The organism is Nonomuraea sp. NPDC047529 (assembly GCF_040642995.1).
Lineage (GTDB): Bacteria > Actinomycetota > Actinomycetes > Streptosporangiales > Streptosporangiaceae > Nonomuraea.
Genome location: NZ_JBEYTJ010000010.1, coordinates 219679 through 240165, shown reverse-complemented (window position 1 = coordinate 240165; position 20487 = coordinate 219679). Strand labels below are relative to the sequence as shown.

The following is a 20487-nucleotide window of genomic DNA, read 5'->3' as shown; positions in this document are numbered from 1 at the left end:
CCCGACTTCGATGGAGACCTTAACGGTTGATTCCGGCGGGTTCGTTGGGCTGGTGTTGAGCGTAGTAGAAAGCTTCGAACTCCTCTGGTGGCAGGTGCCCGATCGCTGAGTGCAGGCGGGTGGCATTGAACCAGTCGACCCATTCGGCGGTGGCCAGCTCGACGTCGGCCAGGCTGCGCCAGGGTCCTCGGGGCTTGATCAGCTCGGTCTTGTAGAGGCCGATCTGCGATTCCATCAGGGCGTTGTCGAGCGCGTCGCCGACGCTGCCGACGGAGGCGTCGATCCCGGCCGCCAGCAGATGCGTGGTGAACCGGAAAGACGTGTATTGCTCGGGTTCAAGGAGTCGTTGCAACACTGCCTGTCAGCAAGCCTAGACGCTCGTTGAACGCCTCGGCGGGAGTACGCCAACCGAGTGTTTTGCGAGGGCGGCTGTTGAGTGTGGCGGCGACCGCGTCCAGCTCGCTTCGGCCGTGTCTGCTCAGATCGGTGCCCTTAGGAAAGTACTGGCGCAGCAGGCCGTTGGTGTTCTCATTGGTGCCACGCTGCCAGGGGCTGTGCGGGTCGGCGAAGTAGACCTCCAGCCCGGTGTCGATGCGCAACCGCGCATGCTGGGCCATCTCCGCGCCCTGATCCCAGGTCAGTGACCTGCGCAGATGCTCGGGCAGCGTGATGATCGTTGCGGCGATGGCGTGGCGCACCGCTTCGGCGCCGTGTCCGGCCAGTGCTGGGCCGTTCTTGACCCGCTCGCTCTCGCCATGGCCTTCCATCCGGGGCAGATGCAACAGCATCGTGAACCGGGTGGTGCGCTCGACCAGCGTGCCGATTGCAGAGCTGTCCAGGCCGATGATGAGGTCGCCTTCCCAGTGCCCAGGCACCGCCCGGTCGGCGGCCTCGGCGGGACGCTGGCTGATCAGCACTTCCTCGGTGACGAACTTCTTCCCGCGCTGGCGCGTCCGGGCCCGGGGCACTCGCAGCGCGCGGCCGGTGCGCAGGCAGGCCGTCAGCTCGCGCCGCAGCGCGCCCCGGCCCTGGATGTACAGGGCCTGGTAGATGGCCTCGTGCGAAATCCGCATCGTTTCATCCTCAGGAAAGTCGACCGGCAGCCGATTCGCGATCTGCTCCGGACTCCATGACGTCGCCCAGCGCCGGTCCTGGCGGCGCCCATGCCGTCGCCCGATCCAGCGGACCTGCGGCCCTTCGATCTCGCTGCCGTCCGGGGCGCGGACCGTGCCGGCCAGCCGGTCCTGCACGTACTGCCGCAGCCGATCGTTGTCGGCGAGCTTGCATCTCCTGGGCCGGCGCGCTTGCCGGTCGGCGTGCCACTGCGCGACCGAGGCCCGATAGTCCAGGCGGCCGCCGCGAGTCGCCGCGTTGCGCCGCAGTTCCCGCGAGATCGTCGACGGGGCACGTCCCAGGGTGCGGGCGATCTCCCGCACCCCGCGGTCCTTGGCGCGCAGCAGGGCGATCTCCTCGCGTTCGGTGAAGGACAGGTAGCGACCCGACAGTGGCTCCAGGCTGATCGGCGGCATACCGCCACCCTCACGAAACCACCGCGGCCCCAACGGCATCGACACGCCGCACGCGACAGCGGCCTCCTCACTCGACCTCCCCTCGGCGATCAGGCGCCAGAACCGCTGCTTCTCCTCGCGCCGGTTTACCGGAGGCCGCCCCGGTGACCGAAGCGGCGGCCGACCAGCCTGAATCGCCGCACGCGCCCTTCCTTGCGCCACAACATCCTCCTCAGAATCAAGGTGTTGCGACGATCAGTTGAATCCGCCTTGACTACCGGCATCGCTGTGATGGATCAGCCCCGGCTCGACTGGCCGGCCGATACGCTCCCGCCGCCACAGGGCCATGTCCAGGGCGTCGAGTACGAGCGTGGTGTGCTTGGTCAGCGAGGCGGCCCAGCCGACGATCGCCCGGGAATAGACGTCGACCACGAAGGCGTCGTAGACGACGCCGCACCAGGCAGTCACGTGGGTGAAGTCGGCCACCCAGGCGGCGTTCGGCCGGCTTGCGGTGAAGTCCCGGCGCAGTCGATCAGCCGCCCGCTCATGGCCGGGATCGGCCACGGTGGTACGCACCTTCTTACCGCGACGCGCGCCCTGCAGGCCGAGGGCGCGCATGCGGCGTTCGACCGTGCAGCGGGCCACCCGGTGCCCTTCGCGCTGCAGCTGATGCCAGATCTTGCGGGCGCCGTAGACGCCGTAGTTGTCAGCGTGGATGCGGGTGATGTGCTCGTCCAGTTCGGCGTCGCGCACGGCCCGGGCCGAGGGCGGGCGGTTCTTGGCGGCGTAGTAGGTGCTGGTGGAGATGGGGCAGCCGTGCTGGGTCAGGACACGGCAGATCGGCTCGACACCGAACACGTCGGCGTGCTGGTCGATGAAGGTCACGAGTGAACCGTCCCGACTTTGATGGAGACCTTGGTGTGCCCTGGGTTCGATGGAGTCGCGTTTCTGCTCCAAGATCGGAATGGGACGTTCCCTCCGCTCATGGACAAGACTCTCTCCGAGGCCGGGATCAAGGCGAACCTGTATCCGGATGCCGTGAATGAACTCGATCACGGAGCGGTGAGTTCGGTCGTGCCATCATGAGCTTCGCGGCCGCTGCCTCGCATGGAAACCCTGATCGGATGCGAGCGGTAGCCGGCGGGTCTGTCGTCCCGCACCTTGGGGAAGTGTGACGGATGGCAAAGACACGTGTGCAGGTCAGCAGGCGATGCGGCTGTGTGGATGCGGAAACGGGACGTCAGCGAGGCGTGACGTGTCCGCGTCTGCCAGCGGATGACGATCACGGCAGCTGGTACTTCGCGGTACAGATACGCGGCCTGGACGGGCAACGGAAGCGCATCCGCCAAGGCGGTTACACCGACCCCGAGGAAGCGCAAGCGGCAGGCCGGGCCCTGGCCGCTGCCGACCACGACGGCGCAGGGGCCGGATGCACGCTCGGGCAGTGGCTGGCACGCTGGCTAGCCACCAAGAACGCCCTCCGTCCATCGACCCGGCAGGGCTACGCGACGCACATCCGCCTCTACCTCGATCCTCGACTGGGAAAGATCAGGCTGCACAAACTGACTTCCCGCGACGTCAACGGACTACTCACGACGCTCGCGTCCCGTCCCTCGCCGACCGGCCGTCGACTGTCACCAGCCACCGCGGTGCGGATCCACGCCACTTTGCGGACGGCGCTGAACGCGGCGGTCCGTGCCCGGCTGATCCCGGTCAACCCGGCCAACGGCGCCGAACTCCCCCGTCCGCGGCGACCGCATCCAGTCGTCTGGACCGCCGGGCGGACGGCCCGCTGGCATCAAGCGGGAGAGCGTCCGGCGGTGGCGGTCTGGACCGAACAACAGCTCGCAGCATTCCTGACCAGCGTCGCACAGGACCGCCTGTACGCCGCCTGGTGGCTGGCCGCGCTGCGCGGCCTGCGCCGCGGTGAGCTGGCCGGTCTGCGCTGGACGGACGTCGACCTGCAAGGTGCGGAGCTGACGGTGGCGCAGCAGCGAGTACACGCCGACGGCCAGGTCATGGTCGGTCCGCCGAAGAGCGCCGCCAGCTGCCGGGTAGTGGCCCTGGACGCGGAAACCATACAGGTGCTGGCCCGGCACCGCGAGCGCCAAGAGGAACTGCGCGCGACAGCGGATGCAGGCTGGCAGGACTCTGGGTACGTGTTCACCACCGCTACAGGTACGCCACTGCGGCCGGACTATCTCACCGGCCGGTTCCGCCGGCTGGTGGCCGCCTCCGGGCTGCCACCGATCCGGCTGCACGATCTGCGCCATGGCGCCGCCACGCTGGCGCTGGCCGCGCATACCGACCTGAAGGTGGTACAGGCCATGCTGGGGCACGCCAGCATCGTGCTGACCGCCGACACCTACGTCTCGGTGCTCCCGGACGTGGCCCACGAAGCAGCCCGCGAGACAGCCCAGCTGGTGCTGAACGCGGCGTCCGCACTGGGGCGACAGCTCGGGAGCTGACTCAGGATTGCCCCACATTTGCCTCATGCCGCCAACAGACGCGACAGCGTCTGGAGTTTCCGCAGGTGAAGAAGCGCGCCCTGCAGGATTCGAACCTGCGACCGTCGGATTAGAAGTCCGGTGCTCTATCCAGCTGAGCTAAGGGCGCTCCTGCCTTATTGTGCATGATCCGGCGACTTGTCACGCACACGTTTTGGTCGTGTCAGGCAGACAGGGCGATCACCAGCCACATGAAGAGGGTTCCGGAGACCGTGGCGGCCAGGGTCCAGCCGGTGGCGCGTCTCGTTGTGTGGGCCTCGGGGAGGATGTCGGAGATGGCCAAGTAGAGGAGGAAACCGGAGAAAAGGCCCAGGTAGGCGGTCAGGATGTGGGCCGGGATGGTGATGAGGAAGGTCAGGGTGGCGCCGATCACGGGGGCGAGTGCGTCCAGGGCCAGGAGGGTGAAGGCGCGGCGGCGGGCGTTTCCGTACAGAGAGGTGATCGTGTACGTGTTGAAGCCGTCGGTGAAGTCGTGGGCGATGACGCCAATGGCGACGGCCACGGCGAGGGAGGCGTCCGTCTGGTAGGAGGCGCCGATGGCGGCGCCGTCCAAGAGGCTGTGGATGACCAGGGCGGATCCCGCTGTGACGCCTACGCCGGCTCGGGCGTGGCGGTGGGCGGCGTAGTCGCCTTCGTGGGCGTCGTGCATGCCCATGGAGCGTTCGACGATGTGGATGCCGAGGAACGCCAGGGCGAACATGAGCATCGGGAGCGGCACGCCGAGGACTTCGACGGCGTCCCGGGTGAGGGCTTCCGGGAGGAGGTCGAAGGCCACGACGCCCAGCATCACGCCTGCGGCGGCGCCGAGTACGAGGTGGCGGTTGTTCTTGACGCGGTCGGCGACCAGCCCGCCCAGCAGCGTCATGAGGAAGGCCGCCAAGGAGAGCAGGATGGGCACGGTTCCTCAGGCTAGGGGGTGGGTGGGGGCGGGGGCTGGTGCGACACTCGGCCTGCGTTCCAGGCCACGCGCCGAGGGGCAGGGCTGGGCAGGGGCAAGCGGGGCGCGGTGGCCGTGCATCACGCATGCCTCCCGCGGTCGGGGCGCCGGTCGTGGCCAAGGTGCCGGTCGGGGTTGGGGTGCCGGTCGTGGCCAAGGTGCCGGTCGGGGTTGGGGTGCCGGTCGTGGCGAAGGTGCCGGTCGGGGTTGGGGTGCCGGTCGTGGCCAAGGTGCCGGTCGGGGTTGGGGTGCCGGGGCCGGTCGGGGTCGGGGTGCCAAATGCCGGTCGAGGTCAAAGGGCCGGTTCGTCTCGGATGCCCCCCGTGGTCGGGAGGGCCGGTGCGTCGCGGACAGCCCCCACTGTCGCCGGGGCTGTTCGTCACGGACGTGCCCGCTGTTGAGGTGCCGGTTCGGCGCGGATGGCCCTCGTGGTTGTGGCGTCAGGGCATGGAGGTGGCGAGCTTGCAGGGGCGGGCATCGCCGGGCCGGGCCGATTCGGAGGCGAGGGAGGAAAAGGAGGTGGAAACGAGGGAGGGAGGCGGGGAAGGGGCCGGTGGGGTGGGGGAAAGGGCAGGCGGCGGTGGGGCAAATGGGGCTAAGCTGTTGTGGCATGGTCGCGACGCTCCTGCATGAGATTCCCCTGCAGGGCGGGGACGTGACAGACGGGGTGGTGCGCGTCGGTGACACGGTGCGCAGGCCGGTCTGTCCGGCCACGCCCGCCGTGCACGCCCTGCTCAGACACCTTGAGGCAGCCGGGTTCGGGGGTGCGCCGCGGGTCCTGGGGACGGACGGTTTAGGCCGCGAGATGCTCACCTACGTCCCGGGGCGGAGTGGGTTGTGCCTGGCGAGTTCGACCGACGGGTTCCTGGTCGAGCTGGCGATGCTGGTAAGGGAGTTCCACGACGCGACCGCGGGCTTCCCGCTCGACGCCGGACGATGGGAAGGCGGCTCGAACGACGACCGCGCGCCGGAGATCATCGGCCACTGCGACCTGACACCCGACAACGTGGTCTTCCATCAGGACGGCGACACCACCGCGGCCCCCGTCGCGCTGATCGACTTCGACCTGGCCCGGCCCACCACCCGCCTGTTCGACATCGTGACCACCCTGCGCCACTGGGCCCCGATCGCCGACCCGGTCGACCGTCCCCCGCTCCAGCGCAACGTCGACGTGGGGGCCCGGATCCGCCTGTTCTGCGACGCGTACGGCCTGCCGCCCCGCGAACGACGACGGCTGCTCGAACTGTCCAGGCTCCGCTTCCACCGCTCCTACGACGTCATGCGCACCCGCGCCACGGCCGGCGGCAACTGGGCCAAGATGTGGGCCGGCGGCGCGGGGCAACGCATCCGCCGGGCGGCAGCCTGGCTGGATGTGCACGAAGATGAGCTTCATGCCCATTTGGTATGACCCGCTAGGTCTCGCACTCGGTGTCGCACTCGACCAGGTTCTCGGTGATCCGCGCAGCTCAGCCCACCCGGTCGCCCTGTTCGGACGGGCGGCGGCGAAGCTGGAGGAGTCGTCGTACGGCGACACGAGGTGGCGTGGGGTGGTTCATGTCGGGATCTGCGTCGGAGGCGTGACGGCCCTGGGCGTGCTGGCTCAGCGCAGCGGCGACCGGGCCGTCCGTACGGCGGTGACGGCGTTCGCCACGTGGGCCGTGCTCGGCGGCACGACCCTCGCCCGCGAAGGCGTGCACATGGCCGAGGCCCTGGAGGCGGACGATCTCCAGCGGGCCCGGGACCGGCTGCCCCACCTGTGCGGGCGCGACCCGTCGCGGCTGGAGGCGTCCGAGCTGGCCAGGGCGACGGTGGAGTCGCTGGCCGAGAACACCTCCGACGCCGTGGTGGCCCCGCTGTTCTGGGGCGCGGTGGCCGGCGTCCCGGGGCTGCTGGCCTACCGGGCGGTCAACACGCTGGACGCCATGATCGGCCACCACTCCCCCCGCTACGAACGGTTCGGCTGGGCCGCGGCCAGGCTCGACGACGTGGCCAACTACGTACCGGCACGCGTGACGGGCCTGCTGACGGCGGCGCTGGCGGCCGACCCCGTCCAGGCGCTGCGGGTGCTGCGGCGGGACGGCCACCGCCACCCCAGCCCGAACGCGGGCAGGTGCGAGGCCGCCTTCGCCGGCGCGCTGGGCGTCACCCTCGGCGGCACGAACGTGTACGGCGGGCGGACGGAACACCGTCCCACGATGGGTGACGGCCCCAAGCCGGACGTCAAGGACATCAGGCGCGCCGCCCGGCTCACCCGCGCGGTCGGACTGGCGGCGGCGGGGCTGGCCGTGGTCACCGCTTGGGGCCTGCGCCACCGCCGCCGTTCCGGATAATCGCGGTAATCGGCTGAATGGCGGTCAGCTCATTATCCGATTGAGATTGATCGCGAGCCAGATGACGAATGCGGCGACCGCGGTGACGGCGACGAGACCCTTCACCGCGTTGTGCGCGGTCTCCCGTCGCACCGTCACCTGCCTCTGCGTTTGCTTCCAGGCCTGCCTGAGCATGATCATGTTCTGGAAGCGGCGTCCCAGCGCGAACAGGGCCAGCCCGATGAGGACGAACAGGATGACCCGACCATCGGCAGGTTCCACGACACGGCCCCCTTTTTCAGCGTGAAGAAGGTGTGCCCCCGCACATTTGGTCACTCACGATACTCGTCTTGCTGCTGTTTGTTGATTGAATTATCGCGTCGAGATCCACCACGATGGGCGCGTGATCCGAGGGGCCTTTCCCCTTGCGCGCCTCGCGGTCGACGTACGCCGACCGCACCCGTTCGGCGACGTCGGCGCTGGCGTACACCAGGTCGATCCGCATGCCCTTGTTCTGGTGGAACATCCCGGCCCGGTAGTCCCAGTACGTGTACGGGTGCGGCCCCTTCATCGGCGTCGGCACCACGTCGCGCAGCCCGAGGTCGAGCAGGTCGGCGAGCGCGCGGCGCTCGGCGGGGGTGACGTGCGTGGAGCCGACGAACAGCGCGGGGTCCCAGACGTCGGCGTCGGTCGGCGCCACGTTGTAGTCGCCGCAGGCCACCAACGGCGAGCCCAGCTCCTCGGCCAGCGCGTCCCGCAGCGCGGCGAACCACTCCAGCTTGTACGCGTAGTGCGGCGAGTCGAGCGCGCGGCCGTTCGGCGCGTACAGGGACCAGACCCGCAGGCCGCCGCAGGTCGCGCCGATCGCGCGGGCCTCGGGACGGGCGGCGCCCACCCCGTCGAGCTCGGCGAGGCCGGGTTCGCCGGGGAAGCTCCGTGTCACCTCCTCCAGCCCCACCCGCGACAGCACCGCGACGCCGTTCCACCGGCCGTCGCCGTGGGCGGCGGCGGCGTAGCCGAGCTCGCCCACCTCCGCCACGGGGAACGACTCCGCGGGACACTTGGTCTCCTGCAGGCAGACGATGTCGGGCTCGGTCGCGGCCAGCCAGTCGAGCAGGCGCGGCAGCCGTGCCTTGACCGAGTTCACGTTCCAGGTCGCAAGGCGCATCCTCCCAGCCTGCCACGGCCGAACCCGGCGCCCGGTGTCCGGTGTCCGGCCGCCTTCGGCGAAAGTGTCAGACCGCCTTCATGAGAGGGGCCGAGATCTCGCGCAGGAAGCCGCCTTCGCCCGCGTCGAGGGCGGCCTTGGCCCGGCGCACGGCGTCGAGGACGTTCCCGGCGGCGCTCGGCGAGTCCTCCACCACCATGCGCAGCTCCACCTCCAGCGGGGAGCCGCCGAACCCCTCACCCTCCAGCCGGATGAACGCGATCTTGCGGTCGTCGAGGAAGGGCAGGTACTGGGCGCCGACGTGGGTGGAGGTGCCGGCGCCGGTCGCCTTGGTGGCCCGCTTGCCCGCCATCCTGGCCGGGTCCTGGAGGTTGACGAAGTCCATGTTGCCCCCGGCCAGGAGCTGGTAGCCGTCGTGCAGGCGCACCCCGCTCGCGGTCAGGGCGTCGACCAGCGCGCGGTGCACGAGCGTGGCGCCGAAGGAGCTCTTCAGGTCGTCGCCGAGCAGCGGCAGCCCGGCCGCGGCGAAGCGGTCGCGCCACTGCTCGGAGCGGGCGAGCACGGCGGGCATGCAGTTGACGAACGCGCAGCCGGCCTCGATCGCGGCCTCGGCGTACAGCTCGGTGGCGCGCTGGGCGCCGGTGGGCAGGAAGTTCACCACGACCTGGGAGCCGGTCTCGCGCAGGTGGGCGGCCACGTCGGCGACCGTGGCGCCGCCGGTCGGCTCGACCAGCTCGGCCGAGCCCTCGCCCACGCCGTCGGCCAGGACGCCCTCGCGCACCGGCACGTCCAGGTGGGGCACGTCGGCGAAGCGGCGCGAGTTGTTCGGCGGCGCCCAGATCGCCTGCGACAGGTCCAGGCCGAGCTTGGCGCGGCCGACGTCGAAGGCGGCGGTGAAGCGCACGTCGGAGACGGCGTATCCGGCGCACACGGGGTTGAGCAGGCCGGGGGCCTCGCCGTCGCGATAGTACTCGACGCCCTGCACCAGGGACGACACGCAGTTGCCCACGCCGACGAGGGCGACGTTCACGGTGGTCATTCAGAGTTCATATCAGGGTTCATATCAGGCCGGTCCGGCGGGCCAGCGCGGCGGCCTCGACGCGGGAGGCGGCGCCTAGCTTGGCCATGATGTTCGACACGTGCACGCCGGACGTCCTGGCCGAGATGAACAGCCGCTCGGCGATCTGCCGGTTGCTCAGGCCCTCGGCGACCAGGCCGAGCACCTCCAGCTCGCGGGCCGACAACCCCGGCGTCGCGGACAGGGCCACCCGCGTGGTGGCCGCCGCCGCCTCCGCCTGCCGGCGCAGGGGCTCCGCGCCGAGCGCGGCGGCGATGGCCAGGGCCTCGCGCAGCGGCTCGCGGGCCCGCGCCGGGTCCTGCTCGGCCGCCCTGACCAGCGCCTGCCCCAGCCCGTACGGCTGCGCGACGGCCCGCCAGGCGGCCACCGCGTCCGTCCACGAGCCGCCGAGCTCGGCCTCGAACGTGGCCCGGTACGCCTCCTGCACCCGCCCGACGGTGGACAGGCCGGGCGGCGCGGCGCGCACCCGTCCGATGCGGGCCGCGAGGGCCAGCAGCGGCCAGGCGTAGCGGCGGCTGCGGGTGAGGTCGTGCTCCGACAGCACGTGGTCGACCAGCCGCCGCGCCCGGTCCAGGTCTCCCCCGGCCTCGGCGAGGCGGAGTTCGAGCAGGTCGGGCTCCAGGCAGGAGTCGTAGCCGCGCGACCGCCCGCGCATGAGCGGCCTGGCCTGCGCGAGCAGCGCGTCGGCCGCGGACGCCGAGCCCTCCCGCACCGCGACCGTGCCGAGCACCAGCAGGATCCAGGCGCGGTGGATCGGCGGCGGGTCGAGCGCGAGCGCGGGAGCGGCCACCTCGCGGGCCTCCCGCCAGCGGCCCAGCGAGGCGAGCGGTTCGGCCAGGTTCGCTGCCAGATGGGCGCCGCGCGAGCGGGCCAGGCCCAGGCGGGCGGCCTCGGCGATGCCGCGCCGCGCGACCGCCTCGGCCCTGGCGTGCTCGCCGGCTGCCTCCAGCGCGTCGGCCTCGCCGGCGTACGACACGAGCAGCGTGTCGTCGTCGGGCGCGCCGACCCGGGCGCGGGCGTACAGGGCGGAGGCGGTGCCGAGGTCGCCGTCGAGCGCCGCGAGCGCGGCCAGGGTGGTCAGGGACCTGGTGTCGCCCAGCTCGTACGCCTCCTCGGCGCGGACGCGGGCCTCTCCGTCCCGGCCGTGCCAGGCCAGCGTGCACGCCAGGGCGCCGAGCAGCCTGGACTCGCGGGGAGCCAGGCGTACGGCCTCGCGCAGGTCGTCCAGGCCCTCCTCGCCGTGCAGGTCGCGGACGGCGACGCGCAGCTCCAGCAGGTGGGCCGCGCGCAGCGGGTCGACGACCTCGGCGAGCGCCCTGGTGGCCAGGTCCTCGGCGCGGTGGGCGTCGCCGTCGCGCAGGGCGTCCCTGGCGGCGTTCTCCAGCACTTCGGCGTGGTCCTGGCCGTCCGCGTACGCCCACAGCTTCAGCACCAGGTCCCATCTGCGGGCCCGCCAGGCCGCCTCGAAGGCGCGCGGGCCGTCCCCGGCGGCGTGCCAGTGGTCGGCGGCCAGCTCGGGCTGGGCGGGGGCGCAGCGGGCGTGCAGGCGGCGGCGTTCGCCGGGGAGCAGGTCGTCGTAGACGGCCTCGCGGATGAGCGCGTGCCGGAAGACGTAGTCGTCGCCGTCCACGAGCAGCAGCCGCGCCCGTACGACCGGCCGCAGCGCCTCGTCGAGCGCCAGGTCGTCGAGCCCGGCGACCCGGCGCAGCACCTCGTGGGACGTCCTGCGCCCGGCCACGGCGGCGATCCGCAGCACGTCGAGGCCGGGGCCCGGCAGCTTCTCGGCCCCGGCGAGCAGCAGCTCGCGCAGCGAGGCCGGGGTCGTGTCGCCCGCCTCGGCCAGCGCCTCGGCGAACAGCGGGTTACCCTCGCTGCGCGCCACGATCGTGTCCACGTCGTCGCGGCCGAGCAGGCGGGCCACCTCGTCCCGGCCGAGCGGTGGCACCCTGACCACCTCGGCGCCGGGCAGCCGCAGCGGCTCACGCGAGGTCACGACGACCATCACGCCGGGCCGCGTCAGGTTGCGCAGCAGGTACGCCAGCAGGTCGCGGGCGGCCTGGTCGGCCCAGTGCAGATCCTCCAGCAGGATCAGCAGGGGACGGCGCTCGGCGGCCCGCTCGACCAGCAGCAGCACCTCCTCGAACAGCCGGGCCCGGCCCAGGTCGGGCGTGTCGTCCAGCTCCCCCAGCTCGGGCAGCAGGCACGCCAGCCCCTTGCGCCCGCCGCCCGGCACGAGCCCGGCGCCGTACTCCCTGACCAGGCGGCGCAGCACGGGCACGAACGGCGCGTACGCCGGCCCGCCCGGATCGGCCCCGCCCTCGGCCACCAGCGCGTCCACCCCACCGGCGAACCGCTCGACCAGCCTGGACTTGCCGATCCCCGCCTCGCCCACGACCAGCACCGCACCGGGGGTACGGGCCCACGCGGCGGCCAGCCGGGTCAGCTCGGCCTCACGTCCCACGAACACCTCCTCATTATGAAGAGGCGGCTACGCATCATGCCCGATCCCGTCTAAGGCGGGATTTGTCATCGTCGAGGGCGTGATGACGCGTTCGTTAGGTCTGATGATGGCCGCCTCGGTGTCCGGGATGCTCGGCTTTTTCCTGTTGTTCTCCGCCGTCCCTCTCTACGCCGCGACCGGCGGCTCCGGCGCGACCGGCGCGGGCCTGGCCACCGGCGCGATGATGGCGTCCACGGTCCTCGCCGAGCTGGCCGTGCCCTGGCTGCTGTCCCGGCACGGCTACCGGGTGGCGCTGGCGCTCGGCCTGCTCCTGCTCGGCCTGCCCGCCCTGCTGCTCCCGCTGTCGGCGGACCTGCCCGTGGTGCTGGCCGTGTCGCTGCTGCGCGGCGCGGGCCTCGGCGTGCTCGTGGTCGCCGGCACCGCGCTCACCGCCGACCTGGTGCCCGCCGAGCGCCGCGGCGAAGGGCTGGGCCTGTACGGCCTGGCCGTCGGGGTGCCCTCGGTCGCCGGTCTGCCGCTGGGCCTGTGGACGGCCGACGCGCTCGGGTTCGCGCCCGTCCTGGTGGTCGGCGGGCTGCTGCCGCTGGCCGGGCTCGCGGCCGTGACCGGCCTGCCCGCCGCCCGGCCGGTCACCGCCGGTCAGGGCGGGCGGACGGGCGGGCTGGCCGCGCCGATGCTGGTCTTCGCCTCGGTCACGTTCGCCGTCGGCGTGCTGGTGACGTTCCTGCCGCTGGCGGGCTCGCCCGGACTGGCCTCGGCGGCCCTGCTCGCCCAGTCGCTGGCCACGCCGGCGGCCCGCTGGTGGGCGGGCCGGTTCGGCGACCGCCACGGCCCGGCCACGCTGCTCGTGCCGGGCCTGCTCGCCGCCGCCACGGGCACCGCGCTCCAGGCGTGGACGGACGCGCCGGTACCGGTCGTGGCCGGGATGGCGCTGTTCGGCGCGGGCTTCGGGGTGCTGCAGAACGCGACGCTGACACTGATGCTCCGGCGCGGCCCGGCGGCCCGGGTCAGCGCCCTGTGGAACCTGGCCTACGACGCCGGGATGGGCGTGGGCGCGACGGGGTTCGGGCTGGTGCTCGGGCACACCGGCTACCGGCTGGGGTTCGTGCTGGTGGCCGCGCTGATCGCGGTGACGGTCCCGCTGGCCGTGGTCAGGCCCGCGTACGCGCCACTCCCACGGTGATCTCGTGGCCGAGGCGGCGGCCGGTCAGCAGCTCCAGGTCGTCGCCGCTCCAGAACCTGCCGGGGTCGTACCAGTTGGGACGGCGTCCGCCGGGCAGCAGGCCCATCGCCTCGTAGGTGACGGCCACGACCTCCGCGCAGTACGCGCTCTCCAGCGTGCGGTCGTTCCTGGCGCGGCGCGGGACCCGGCCCCTGGCCCAGCGGGCGGCCAGCCGGGCCGTGGACGGGAACGGGGTGCCGTCGAGCCGGGCGACCGTGCGCAGCGCCGCGTCCTCCATCTCGGGGGTGGCCTGCGGTTCGAGCTGGCGCAGCCACGGACGCTGCCCGTAGCGGTCGGCCCAGACGGTGACCGCGTCGCGCAGGTCGTGCAGCTGGACGCCGCGGTGGTGGGTGCCGTCCCACAGGTCGAGCAGCGACTTGCCCAGCTCGGCGTGCCACATCATGGGCGGCAGGTCCTCGATCACGATCGCCATGCCCACGTGGTTGACCGGGCTGTTGGTCATGGTCTGGATGGCCCGGTCGGGCACGGACCTCCCGCGGAAGATCCACAGATCGCCGGTCCTGGTCACCTTGACGGCCTCGTCGAGAGTCAGCACATCGCTAGCCTAGGCACATGCGCTGGTGGAAGATGCTCGGTCTGGCGGGAATCGCGGGAGTCGCGGCGACAGGGGTGGTGATCGCGCGCGCCGAGCGACGGCGGCGGGCGTACACGCCCGAGGAGATCAGGACGCGGCTGCGCGAGCGCGTCGAGGCGTCCTCGGCGGAGGCGGTTCAGCCGGAGGGGCGCAGCTCGTAGGCGAACACCACGTCGGGGTAGGCCGGGTTGTCGTCGTAGCCCTGCACACCGCCCAGGTAGGCCCGCTGGTACCGCACCACCCAGGGCAGCGCCGCGGCGGCCCGCACGTCGAGCACGCGTCCGGTGGCCTGCTCGTACGCCGCCCGCGCCGCCTCCTTGTCGGTCACGCTCAGCTCGGGCAGCCCTTCGAGCAGCTCGTCCAGGGTCCTGTCGCGCAGGTAGGCGAGGTTGAACACGGGCGGGTCGGCGCTGCGGAAGACGTTGCCGAACCATGAGTAGCCGTCGGCGTACTCGGGCCACCAGTACATGAGGAAGATGTCCTGCTCACGTTTCCTGCCCTGCTGCCACTGGGCGTTCCAGGACAGGGCGCGGGCGTCGAGCGTGACGTTGAGCGGCTTCAGCTCCGCCGCCAGGCTGGTGGCCAGCAGCCGCTGGTCGTGGTCGCCCTGGGCGTAGGTCAGCCGCAGCCGCAGCGGCCGGCCGGCGGGCCCGTACCCGGCGCGGCCCAGCAGCCGCGCGGCGCCCGCCAGGTCCTGCCGGGGCTCGCGGCCCGCGACGTGGCCGGTCAGCCCCTCGGGGACGATGCCGCTGGCCGGCGCGACCGCTCCCCTGAGCGCCCTGACCAGGCCGCGGTAGTCGACGGCCTTCTGCACCGCGCGGCGCACCCGCACGTCCTTCATGGGCCCGGCCGCGGTGTTGAACAGCAGCATGGCCGTCTGGTACGAGTCCCGCTCGCTGGTGCGCACCCCCGGCGTGACCGCGGCCCTGGCGAACAGCCGGGGGCTGAGCCGGTCCACGAAGCTCACCTCGCCGCGCGCCAGCATCCGCCACGCGCGGTCGGGGTCGGGCACGACGCGGTACTTGACTGCGCTGTAGTGCGGCTTGTCCCATCCGCCCCAGTATTTGGGGTACGCCTTCAGCGTCAGCTCGTCCTCCTGGCCCGGACGCCAGGCCGCCACCGTGTACGGCCCCGACCCCGCGTCCCGGCCCGCGCCGAGCCATGAGCGCAGGTCGGGCGCCGCCTGCGTGTCGTAGATGTAGGCCGCGTACCCGGAGGAGGCCACCAGGTCCAGCGGCACGGCGTACTTCAGGGCGAAGGTGACCGTGCTCGCGTCCACGGCCCTGATGGAGGAGACGGCGTCCCAGATGTAGGACGCGCCCGCGCGGGCCTTCATCGTGCGCTCGATCGACGCCTTGACCGCCGCCGCGTCCACCGGTCTGCCGGTGTGGAAGGTCGCGCCCTGGCGCAGCGTGAACGTCCAGGTGCGGCCGTCGGGGGTCGAGCGCCAGGAGGTGGCCAGGCGGGGGGCCGACTTCTTGGTGAAGGGGTTCCAGAGGGTCAGGGTCTCGTAGACGTTCTGGAAGGCGATGAGCTCGTTGGAGTCGGAGGTCGCCGGGTCCCAGTCGGAGATGACGTCCAGGTTCTGCGCGTACACGAAGACGGACTCCGCGGCGGGGGGCCGGGGGATCTCCGCCGGGGCCGAGCAGGCCGACAGGAGTGCCAGCGCGGCGGCCGCTACGAGACGACGGCGCAACGCATCTCTCCTCTGTAACCGATTTGGGGGAAACCTACTGCAAGATCACGGACACATGTCCAAAAGTCCAGAAAAATTGGGCAATTGGGTGATCGAATTGCTATCCTCTGGGCTTGTCCCGTCCGGGGTTGCCAGCAGGGGACCGACCGGAGTGAGGTGCCATGGGTCGTAGCCGGACGATCCGCATGAAGATCATCGGACTACTACTCGTGCCCCTGACCTCCATGGTCGTGCTGTGGGGCGTCATCACCGCCGTCACCGCCGGCGAGAGCCTGGAGCTGCGTCAGTACAAGACACTCTGGACGAACCTCCGCCATCCGGCGTACAAGTTGATCAGCGAGCTCCAGCACGAGCGTCTCTCCTCGGCCAAGCTGCTGCGCCGGGCCGCCTCCCCGAAGGACGTGGCCGACCAGCGCACCCGCACCGACGCCGCCAGGGACGAGTTCAGAAAGCTCTCCAGCAGCTCCAAGGACCGATCGGAAGAGATCCGTACGCAGGTGGACGCGGTGTACACGCAGCTCGGCAGGATCGACGCGATCCGCAGTGAGATCGACGACGGCCATTCCGACCGTCTGCTCGTCGGCGAGGCGTACAACACCGTGGTCGACTCCCTCTACGGCCTGCACCGGCGCGTCGCGCTCATCAACGACATCCCGATCTACGAGCAGTCCCGTGTGATCATCGAGCTGGGCTACGCCAAGGAGCTGCTGACCAGGGAGCAGGCCATCGCGCTCGGGCCCGTCACGCCGTCCGAACGCCGGCAGTTCACCCAGATCGTCGGCAACCGGCGCTTCCTGATCGACCAGGGGCTCGGCGAGCTGGACCCGAGCCTGCGCGACACCCAGGTCTCCCTCGTCACCTCCCCCGCCTACCAGCGCATGCGGCTGATGGAGGACCGGATCATCGCCGGCGCCACGCCGCCGCGCGGCTGGCTGAGCACGACCGAGTCGATCTCCAAGACGTACGCGGAGTCGCTCATGCGGGCCAGCACGCTGCTCAACTCGCGCGCCGACCCGGTGGCCGACCAGGTGCTGTCGCGGGCGTTCATCCTGGCCGGCACGTGTTTCCTGCTGGTCATCGTGTCGATCGTGTTCTCGCTGCGGATGGGCAACCGGCTGTCGAAGGAGCTGGGCGCGCTCAGGCTCGCCGCGCTGGAGGTCGCCCAGGAGCGGCTGCCGCACGTGGTGGCCAAGCTGCGCAAGGGCGAGCGCGTGGAGATGCCGGAGTTGTCCGTGGCGACCAGCACGGTCGAGATCGGCGACGTCGGCCAGGCCTTCTCCACCGTCCAGCAGACCGCCGTCGAGGCCGCGATCGGCCAGGCGCAGCTCAGCGAGGGCGTCGGGCACGTCTTCCGCAACCTCGCCAGGCGTTCCCAGGCCCTGCTGCACCGCCAGCGCATCCAGCTGGAGGACATGCAGCACCGCGCCACCGACCCCGAGGCCCTGGACGACCTGTTCCGCCTCGACCACCTGACCACCCGCATGCGCCGCCACGCCGAGGGCCTGATCATCCTGTCGGGCGCCACCCCGGGCCGCGGCTGGAGCAAGCCCGTGCCGCTGCTCGACGTGGCCCGCGGCGCCACGGCCGAGGTGGAGGACTACCGCAGGGTCACCGTCGAGCCGATGTCCGGCCAGCGCCTGGCCGGACCGGTGGTCGGCGACGTGATCCACCTGGTCGCCGAGCTCATCGAGAACGCGACCGTCTACTCGCCCCCGCACACGCAGGTCATCGTGCGCGGCGAGGAGACGGCCCGCGGCTTCGCCTTCGAGGTCGAGGACCGCGGGCTGGGACTGAGCACCCAGGAGCTGGCCGAACTCAACGAGCGGCTGGCCAGCCCACCCGAGTTCGACCTGGCCGACAGCGACAAGCTGGGGCTTTTCGTCGTCTCCCGCCTGGCCGCCAGGCATGACATCCGCGTGACGCTACGCGGTTCACCATATGGAGGGACCACCGCGATCGTGTTGATCCCGGCTGAGCACGTGGCCGACCCGGAACCGGAGGCCGACGTGAAGGAGCCCGCCCGTCCTGTGATGCGGGTGGTGCCAAGTGAGTGACGAGCGCTGGCTGGACGAGGACGCCGGTCCGATCGTCCCGGCCTACCTGCTGACCAGGGGCCGTACGGTGCCCGCGAGCGAGGCCATCGACCTCATCGCGGTCATCGTCACCGCCGGCGGGCTGACGCCTCCGGTGGGGCTCGGGCCCGAGCACCTGATCATCATGCAGAAGTGCACCAAGCCCACCCGGCTGGTGGACGTGGCCGCCGAGCTGAACCTGCCCATCGGCGTGGTCAGGGTGCTGGTCGGCGACCTGCACGCGCGGCAGCTCGTCCAGGTCGAGCTGCCGCCGCCCGCGCCGGACGCCAAGGTGCTGCTGGAAGTGATCAGTGGGCTGAAGGCGCTGTGACGGCCCGGCTGTTCAGCTTCCCGTAGACCGTGGCGAAGGCCGCCGCGACCAGCCCGGCCACCGCGGCGGTGCCGAACACCCACTGGAAGCCCAGGACGCCGGGCCGCGCGGCCAGGGTCGCGGCGATGGCCGCGCCCGCCACACTGCCGCCGACGATGCGCACCAGCGCGTTCACGCCCGCGGCCAGCGCGGTCCTGGACGGCTCGACGTGCTCGACGGCCATCGTGCCCAGCGCGGCGTAGCCGACGCCGAGGCCGACGCCCATGAGGGAGGAGGCCACGTACAGGGTGGCCGGGCTGCCGTGCTCGAACGCCAGCCACGCCCCCGAGAGCCCGGTCACCCCCGCGCCCGCCGCCACCATGTACGAGGCGGCGAACCGGCGCATGAGCCGCCCCGCGAACAGCGAGATGACCAGCATGAACAGGGTGCTCGGCAGCAGGAAGAAGCCGACCTGCAGGGTGGAGGCGCCGAAGCCGTAGCCGGTCGCCTTCGGCACCTGGGCGAACTGCGACATGCCGGTCAGCAGCGTGAAGAACGAGAACCCGAGCAGCATCGAGGAGACCGTCGCGCCGATCGTGCCCCTGTGCACCAGCATCGACATCTCGACCAGCGGCTCGGCCACCCTGCGCTCGACCAGCACCCACACCACGGCCAGCGCGGCGGCCGCGGCGAACAGGCCGAGCACGCCGGGCGACGTCCAGCCCCACGAGCCGCCCTCGCTGATCGCCAGCAGCAGCGCGACCAGCCAGGCGGTCAGCAGCGCGGCCCCGGCGAGATCCGGACGGCCCTTGCCGGCCGGCGCCACGTCACGCACGAGGAAGGCCAGGATCACGAGGGCCACCAGGGAGATCCCGCCGGTGATCCAGAACACCAGGTGGTAGTCGCCGGCGGCCAGCCCGGCCAGGATCATGCCGCCGCCGCTGCCGAACCCCATCGTCGCGCTCAGCACGCCGATGCCGGTCGCGAGCTGCTGCCGGGGAAGCAGGTCGCGGACCACGCCGATCGACAGCGGGACCAGCGCGGACACCGCTCCCTGGAGGATGCGGGCGACGATCAGCCAGGCCAGCGACGTGGCCAGCGCCGCCATGACCGAACCCACCACCAGCAGGGCCAGGGCGCCGAGGATCATCCGGCGCCGGCCGTACATGTCGCCGAAGCGCGACAGCAGCGGCGTGGAGACCGCGGCGACCAGCAGGCTGATGGTGAGCGTCCAGCTCACGGCCGAGAGTGAGGCGTGCAGCTCGCGCTGCAGCACGGGAAGCAACGGGACCACCGCGGTGTTCTGGAGGGCGGCTATGGAGGCCGCGAACGCCAGTGAGACCACCGTGGGCCAGGGGTTGCGCATCGACGTCTCACGCGCCGCGGATGCGACGACTGTCGCCATGTCGGCTCCTTTAGATAACTTAGGTAAGTAACCGAGCAACGATGATACATACGTAAGTTAGGTAAGCAAACAGATGGGCGAAGATCTCAACAAGACGGTGTCGGCCTTCCGCCGGCTGGTCATCACGCTCAACCGCGCCAAGGCCCACGAGTGGCTCACCGAGGCCGCCGGCATCCGGCTCGACCGGCCCGACGTGCAGATCATCGTCTACCTGCTGGACGCGGGCGAGCCGCGCAGGATCGGCATGATCGCCGAGGGCCTGCAGGTGGAGAGCCCGCACGTGACCAGGCACGTCGCCGCTCTGGAGCAGCGCGGGCTGGTCGAGCGCGTACGCGACCCCGACGACCGGCGGGCCTGGCGCATCGCACTCACCGAGGAGGGGGCCGAGGTGGCCGGCAGGTGCCGCCGGATCACCACCGGCTGGTTCGAGGAGGCGCTGGCCGACTGGCCGGAGTCGGAGCGGGAAGAGCTGTCCAGGCTGATGACGAAGCTGTCTGACGACTTCTGCGAGCGCATGCGCGCCCGGTACACCTGAAAAGCGCGTTGCGGGGCCGGCCGGCCGGGCGGCATGCTCGTGCCATGGTCATCCGGCGAATGCGCGTCCCGCACCCGTCCGGGGGTTCCCGCCGTTGAGATCGGCGGCCCCCGGCTCGTTCCAGGGACACTGTTGGCGAATCCGGGGTTTCGTGCCTAGAGGTTGTCCCGTATGGGGTTGGGGTTATCCCGTGAGGGCCATGTTGTGGAGGCGTACAACGCCGAACATGGCCTGAGAAGGCTCAGCCACTGGACGGCAGGCAGATCATCGCGCGTCCGAGGCCCCGATAAAGCTGGGATCGCTGCGCACCGACCGCGTTCGGACGGGTGGGCGCCGGGACAGCAGCCATCCCATCAGCGCGGCGGCGAGGCCTGCTAGGCCGGCCGCCGCGAAGCCGCCTGCCGGTCCGGACGTGTCGATCGCCCCGCCGACGATCGGGACGCCGAGGGCGAAGCCCGCGCCCAGCGCCGAGGACTGCAAGCCTGTCGCCTCACCGCGCACGCTCGCGGGTGCGAGCCGGCTCACGGCGTCGGACAACGCGGAAAGAGTCGGTGCGGCAAGCAGCCCCGCGCCGCAGCCTGCCACACACAACCAGCGCCAGTCGTGGGCCAGTCCGGCGGGAATGGTTACCAGCCCGAGCAGGCCGAGCAGCAGCCAGGTGGGCAGCGGTTGGTTGCGGGGGCA

19 protein-coding genes, 1 tRNA gene and 1 pseudogene are annotated in these 20487 nt (G+C 71.7%); 8 read left to right on the top strand and 13 right to left on the bottom strand.

All coding sequences use genetic code 11. The features are described 5' to 3' along the window. Positions 1-19 precede the first annotated feature (19 nt). From ABZ815_RS18820 to ABZ815_RS18810, 3 genes and pseudogenes are all read right to left on the bottom strand, one after another. A pseudogene (locus ABZ815_RS18820) lies at positions 20-328 on the bottom strand (integrase core domain-containing protein); the annotation flags it as partial. A 7-nt stretch (positions 329-335) separates the two neighbouring features. Next, complete coding sequence (locus ABZ815_RS18815) at positions 336-1529, bottom strand: IS30 family transposase (protein ID WP_357699388.1); 1194 nt, start codon at positions 1527-1529, stop codon at positions 336-338. Positions 1530-1763: 234 nt separating this feature from the next. Further along, a complete protein-coding gene (locus ABZ815_RS18810; protein WP_357699473.1) occupies positions 1764-2465 on the bottom strand; it encodes an IS3 family transposase in 702 nt (233 codons plus the stop codon). A gap of 221 nt (positions 2466-2686) precedes the next feature. On the opposite strand from ABZ815_RS18810, the gene ABZ815_RS18805 reads away from it, so the two are divergent. Beyond that, positions 2687-3976, top strand: a complete 1290-nt coding sequence (locus ABZ815_RS18805) for a tyrosine-type recombinase/integrase (protein ID WP_357699386.1) — start codon at positions 2687-2689, stop codon at positions 3974-3976. 74 nt (positions 3977-4050) lie between these two features. On the opposite strand, the gene ABZ815_RS18800 is transcribed toward ABZ815_RS18805, so the two are convergent. Continuing rightward, positions 4051-4124: transfer RNA gene (locus ABZ815_RS18800), tRNA-Arg, on the bottom strand. Between the two features lie 54 nt (positions 4125-4178). Next, positions 4179-4913 (bottom strand): ZIP family metal transporter, encoded by a 735-nt coding sequence (locus ABZ815_RS18795; protein ID WP_357699384.1) that lies wholly within the window; start codon positions 4911-4913, stop codon positions 4179-4181. A gap of 649 nt (positions 4914-5562) precedes the next feature. Here ABZ815_RS18795 and ABZ815_RS18790 point away from each other — a divergent pair. Together ABZ815_RS18790 and ABZ815_RS18785 are read left to right on the top strand one after the other, a co-directional pair. Further along, complete coding sequence (locus ABZ815_RS18790) at positions 5563-6360, top strand: aminoglycoside phosphotransferase family protein (RefSeq protein ID WP_357699382.1); 798 nt, start codon at positions 5563-5565, stop codon at positions 6358-6360. Then, the gene (locus ABZ815_RS18785) at positions 6344-7282 is read left to right on the top strand and encodes a cobalamin biosynthesis protein (RefSeq protein WP_357699380.1); all 939 of its coding nucleotides are present in this window, start codon (positions 6344-6346) and stop codon (positions 7280-7282) included. The genes ABZ815_RS18790 and ABZ815_RS18785 overlap by 17 nt, the downstream gene beginning before the upstream one ends. A gap of 24 nt (positions 7283-7306) precedes the next feature. Here the strand turns inward: ABZ815_RS18785 and ABZ815_RS18780 are convergent, their stop codons facing one another. From ABZ815_RS18780 to ABZ815_RS18765, 4 genes are all read right to left on the bottom strand, one after another. Then, a complete protein-coding gene (locus ABZ815_RS18780) occupies positions 7307-7543 on the bottom strand; it encodes a hypothetical protein (RefSeq protein ID WP_357699378.1) in 237 nt (78 codons plus the stop codon). A gap of 16 nt (positions 7544-7559) precedes the next feature. Continuing rightward, a complete protein-coding gene (locus tag ABZ815_RS18775; RefSeq protein ID WP_357699376.1) occupies positions 7560-8429 on the bottom strand; it encodes an exodeoxyribonuclease III in 870 nt (289 codons plus the stop codon). Positions 8430-8496: 67 nt separating this feature from the next. Next, the gene (locus ABZ815_RS18770; RefSeq protein WP_357699374.1) at positions 8497-9468 is read right to left on the bottom strand and encodes an inositol-3-phosphate synthase; all 972 of its coding nucleotides are present in this window, start codon (positions 9466-9468) and stop codon (positions 8497-8499) included. A 19-nt stretch (positions 9469-9487) separates the two neighbouring features. Beyond that, positions 9488-11968 carry an AAA family ATPase gene (locus ABZ815_RS18765; RefSeq protein WP_357699372.1) on the bottom strand — a complete coding sequence of 827 codons (2481 nt, stop codon included), beginning with the start codon at positions 11966-11968 and terminating at the stop codon, positions 9488-9490. Positions 11969-12050: 82 nt separating this feature from the next. On the opposite strand from ABZ815_RS18765, the gene ABZ815_RS18760 reads away from it, so the two are divergent. After that, complete coding sequence (locus tag ABZ815_RS18760) at positions 12051-13151, top strand: MFS transporter (RefSeq protein ID WP_357699370.1); 1101 nt, start codon at positions 12051-12053, stop codon at positions 13149-13151. Here the strand turns inward: ABZ815_RS18760 and ABZ815_RS18755 are convergent. Further along, positions 13120-13746: a hypothetical protein gene (locus tag ABZ815_RS18755; protein WP_357699368.1), complete on the bottom strand. Its 627-nt coding sequence runs from the start codon at positions 13744-13746 to the stop codon at positions 13120-13122. The two genes, ABZ815_RS18760 and ABZ815_RS18755, sit on opposite strands and share 32 nt — an antisense overlap. 17 nt (positions 13747-13763) lie before the next feature. Here ABZ815_RS18755 and ABZ815_RS18750 point away from each other — a divergent pair, with 17 nt between their 5' ends. Continuing rightward, positions 13764-13946 carry a hypothetical protein gene (locus ABZ815_RS18750; RefSeq protein ID WP_357699477.1) on the top strand — a complete coding sequence of 61 codons (183 nt, stop codon included), beginning with the start codon at positions 13764-13766 and terminating at the stop codon, positions 13944-13946. Here ABZ815_RS18750 and ABZ815_RS18745 read toward each other — a convergent pair. Continuing rightward, complete coding sequence (locus tag ABZ815_RS18745; protein ID WP_357699366.1) at positions 13922-15481, bottom strand: ABC transporter substrate-binding protein; 1560 nt, start codon at positions 15479-15481, stop codon at positions 13922-13924. The two genes, ABZ815_RS18750 and ABZ815_RS18745, sit on opposite strands and share 25 nt — an antisense overlap. 185 nt (positions 15482-15666) lie before the next feature. On the opposite strand from ABZ815_RS18745, the gene ABZ815_RS18740 reads away from it, so the two are divergent. Both ABZ815_RS18740 and ABZ815_RS18735 read left to right on the top strand, forming a co-directional pair. Beyond that, positions 15667-17535, top strand: a complete 1869-nt coding sequence (locus ABZ815_RS18740; RefSeq protein WP_357699364.1) for a nitrate- and nitrite sensing domain-containing protein — start codon at positions 15667-15669, stop codon at positions 17533-17535. Further along, on the top strand, positions 17528-17884 hold the full coding sequence (locus tag ABZ815_RS18735) for a DUF742 domain-containing protein (RefSeq protein WP_352328721.1): 357 nt from the start codon (positions 17528-17530) through the stop codon (positions 17882-17884). The genes ABZ815_RS18740 and ABZ815_RS18735 overlap by 8 nt, the downstream gene beginning before the upstream one ends. On the opposite strand, the gene ABZ815_RS18730 is transcribed toward ABZ815_RS18735, so the two are convergent. Continuing rightward, the gene (locus ABZ815_RS18730; protein ID WP_357699362.1) at positions 17862-19268 is read right to left on the bottom strand and encodes an MFS transporter; all 1407 of its coding nucleotides are present in this window, start codon (positions 19266-19268) and stop codon (positions 17862-17864) included. The two genes, ABZ815_RS18735 and ABZ815_RS18730, sit on opposite strands and share 23 nt — an antisense overlap. A 73-nt stretch (positions 19269-19341) precedes the next feature. Here ABZ815_RS18730 and ABZ815_RS18725 point away from each other — a divergent pair, with 73 nt between their 5' ends. Next, positions 19342-19803 carry a MarR family transcriptional regulator gene (locus tag ABZ815_RS18725; RefSeq protein WP_357699360.1) on the top strand — a complete coding sequence of 154 codons (462 nt, stop codon included), beginning with the start codon at positions 19342-19344 and terminating at the stop codon, positions 19801-19803. A gap of 264 nt (positions 19804-20067) precedes the next feature. Here the strand turns inward: ABZ815_RS18725 and ABZ815_RS18720 are convergent, their stop codons facing one another. Further along, positions 20068-20445 (bottom strand): MFS transporter, encoded by a 378-nt coding sequence (locus ABZ815_RS18720; RefSeq protein WP_357699471.1) that lies wholly within the window; start codon positions 20443-20445, stop codon positions 20068-20070. Positions 20446-20487 lie beyond the last annotated feature (42 nt).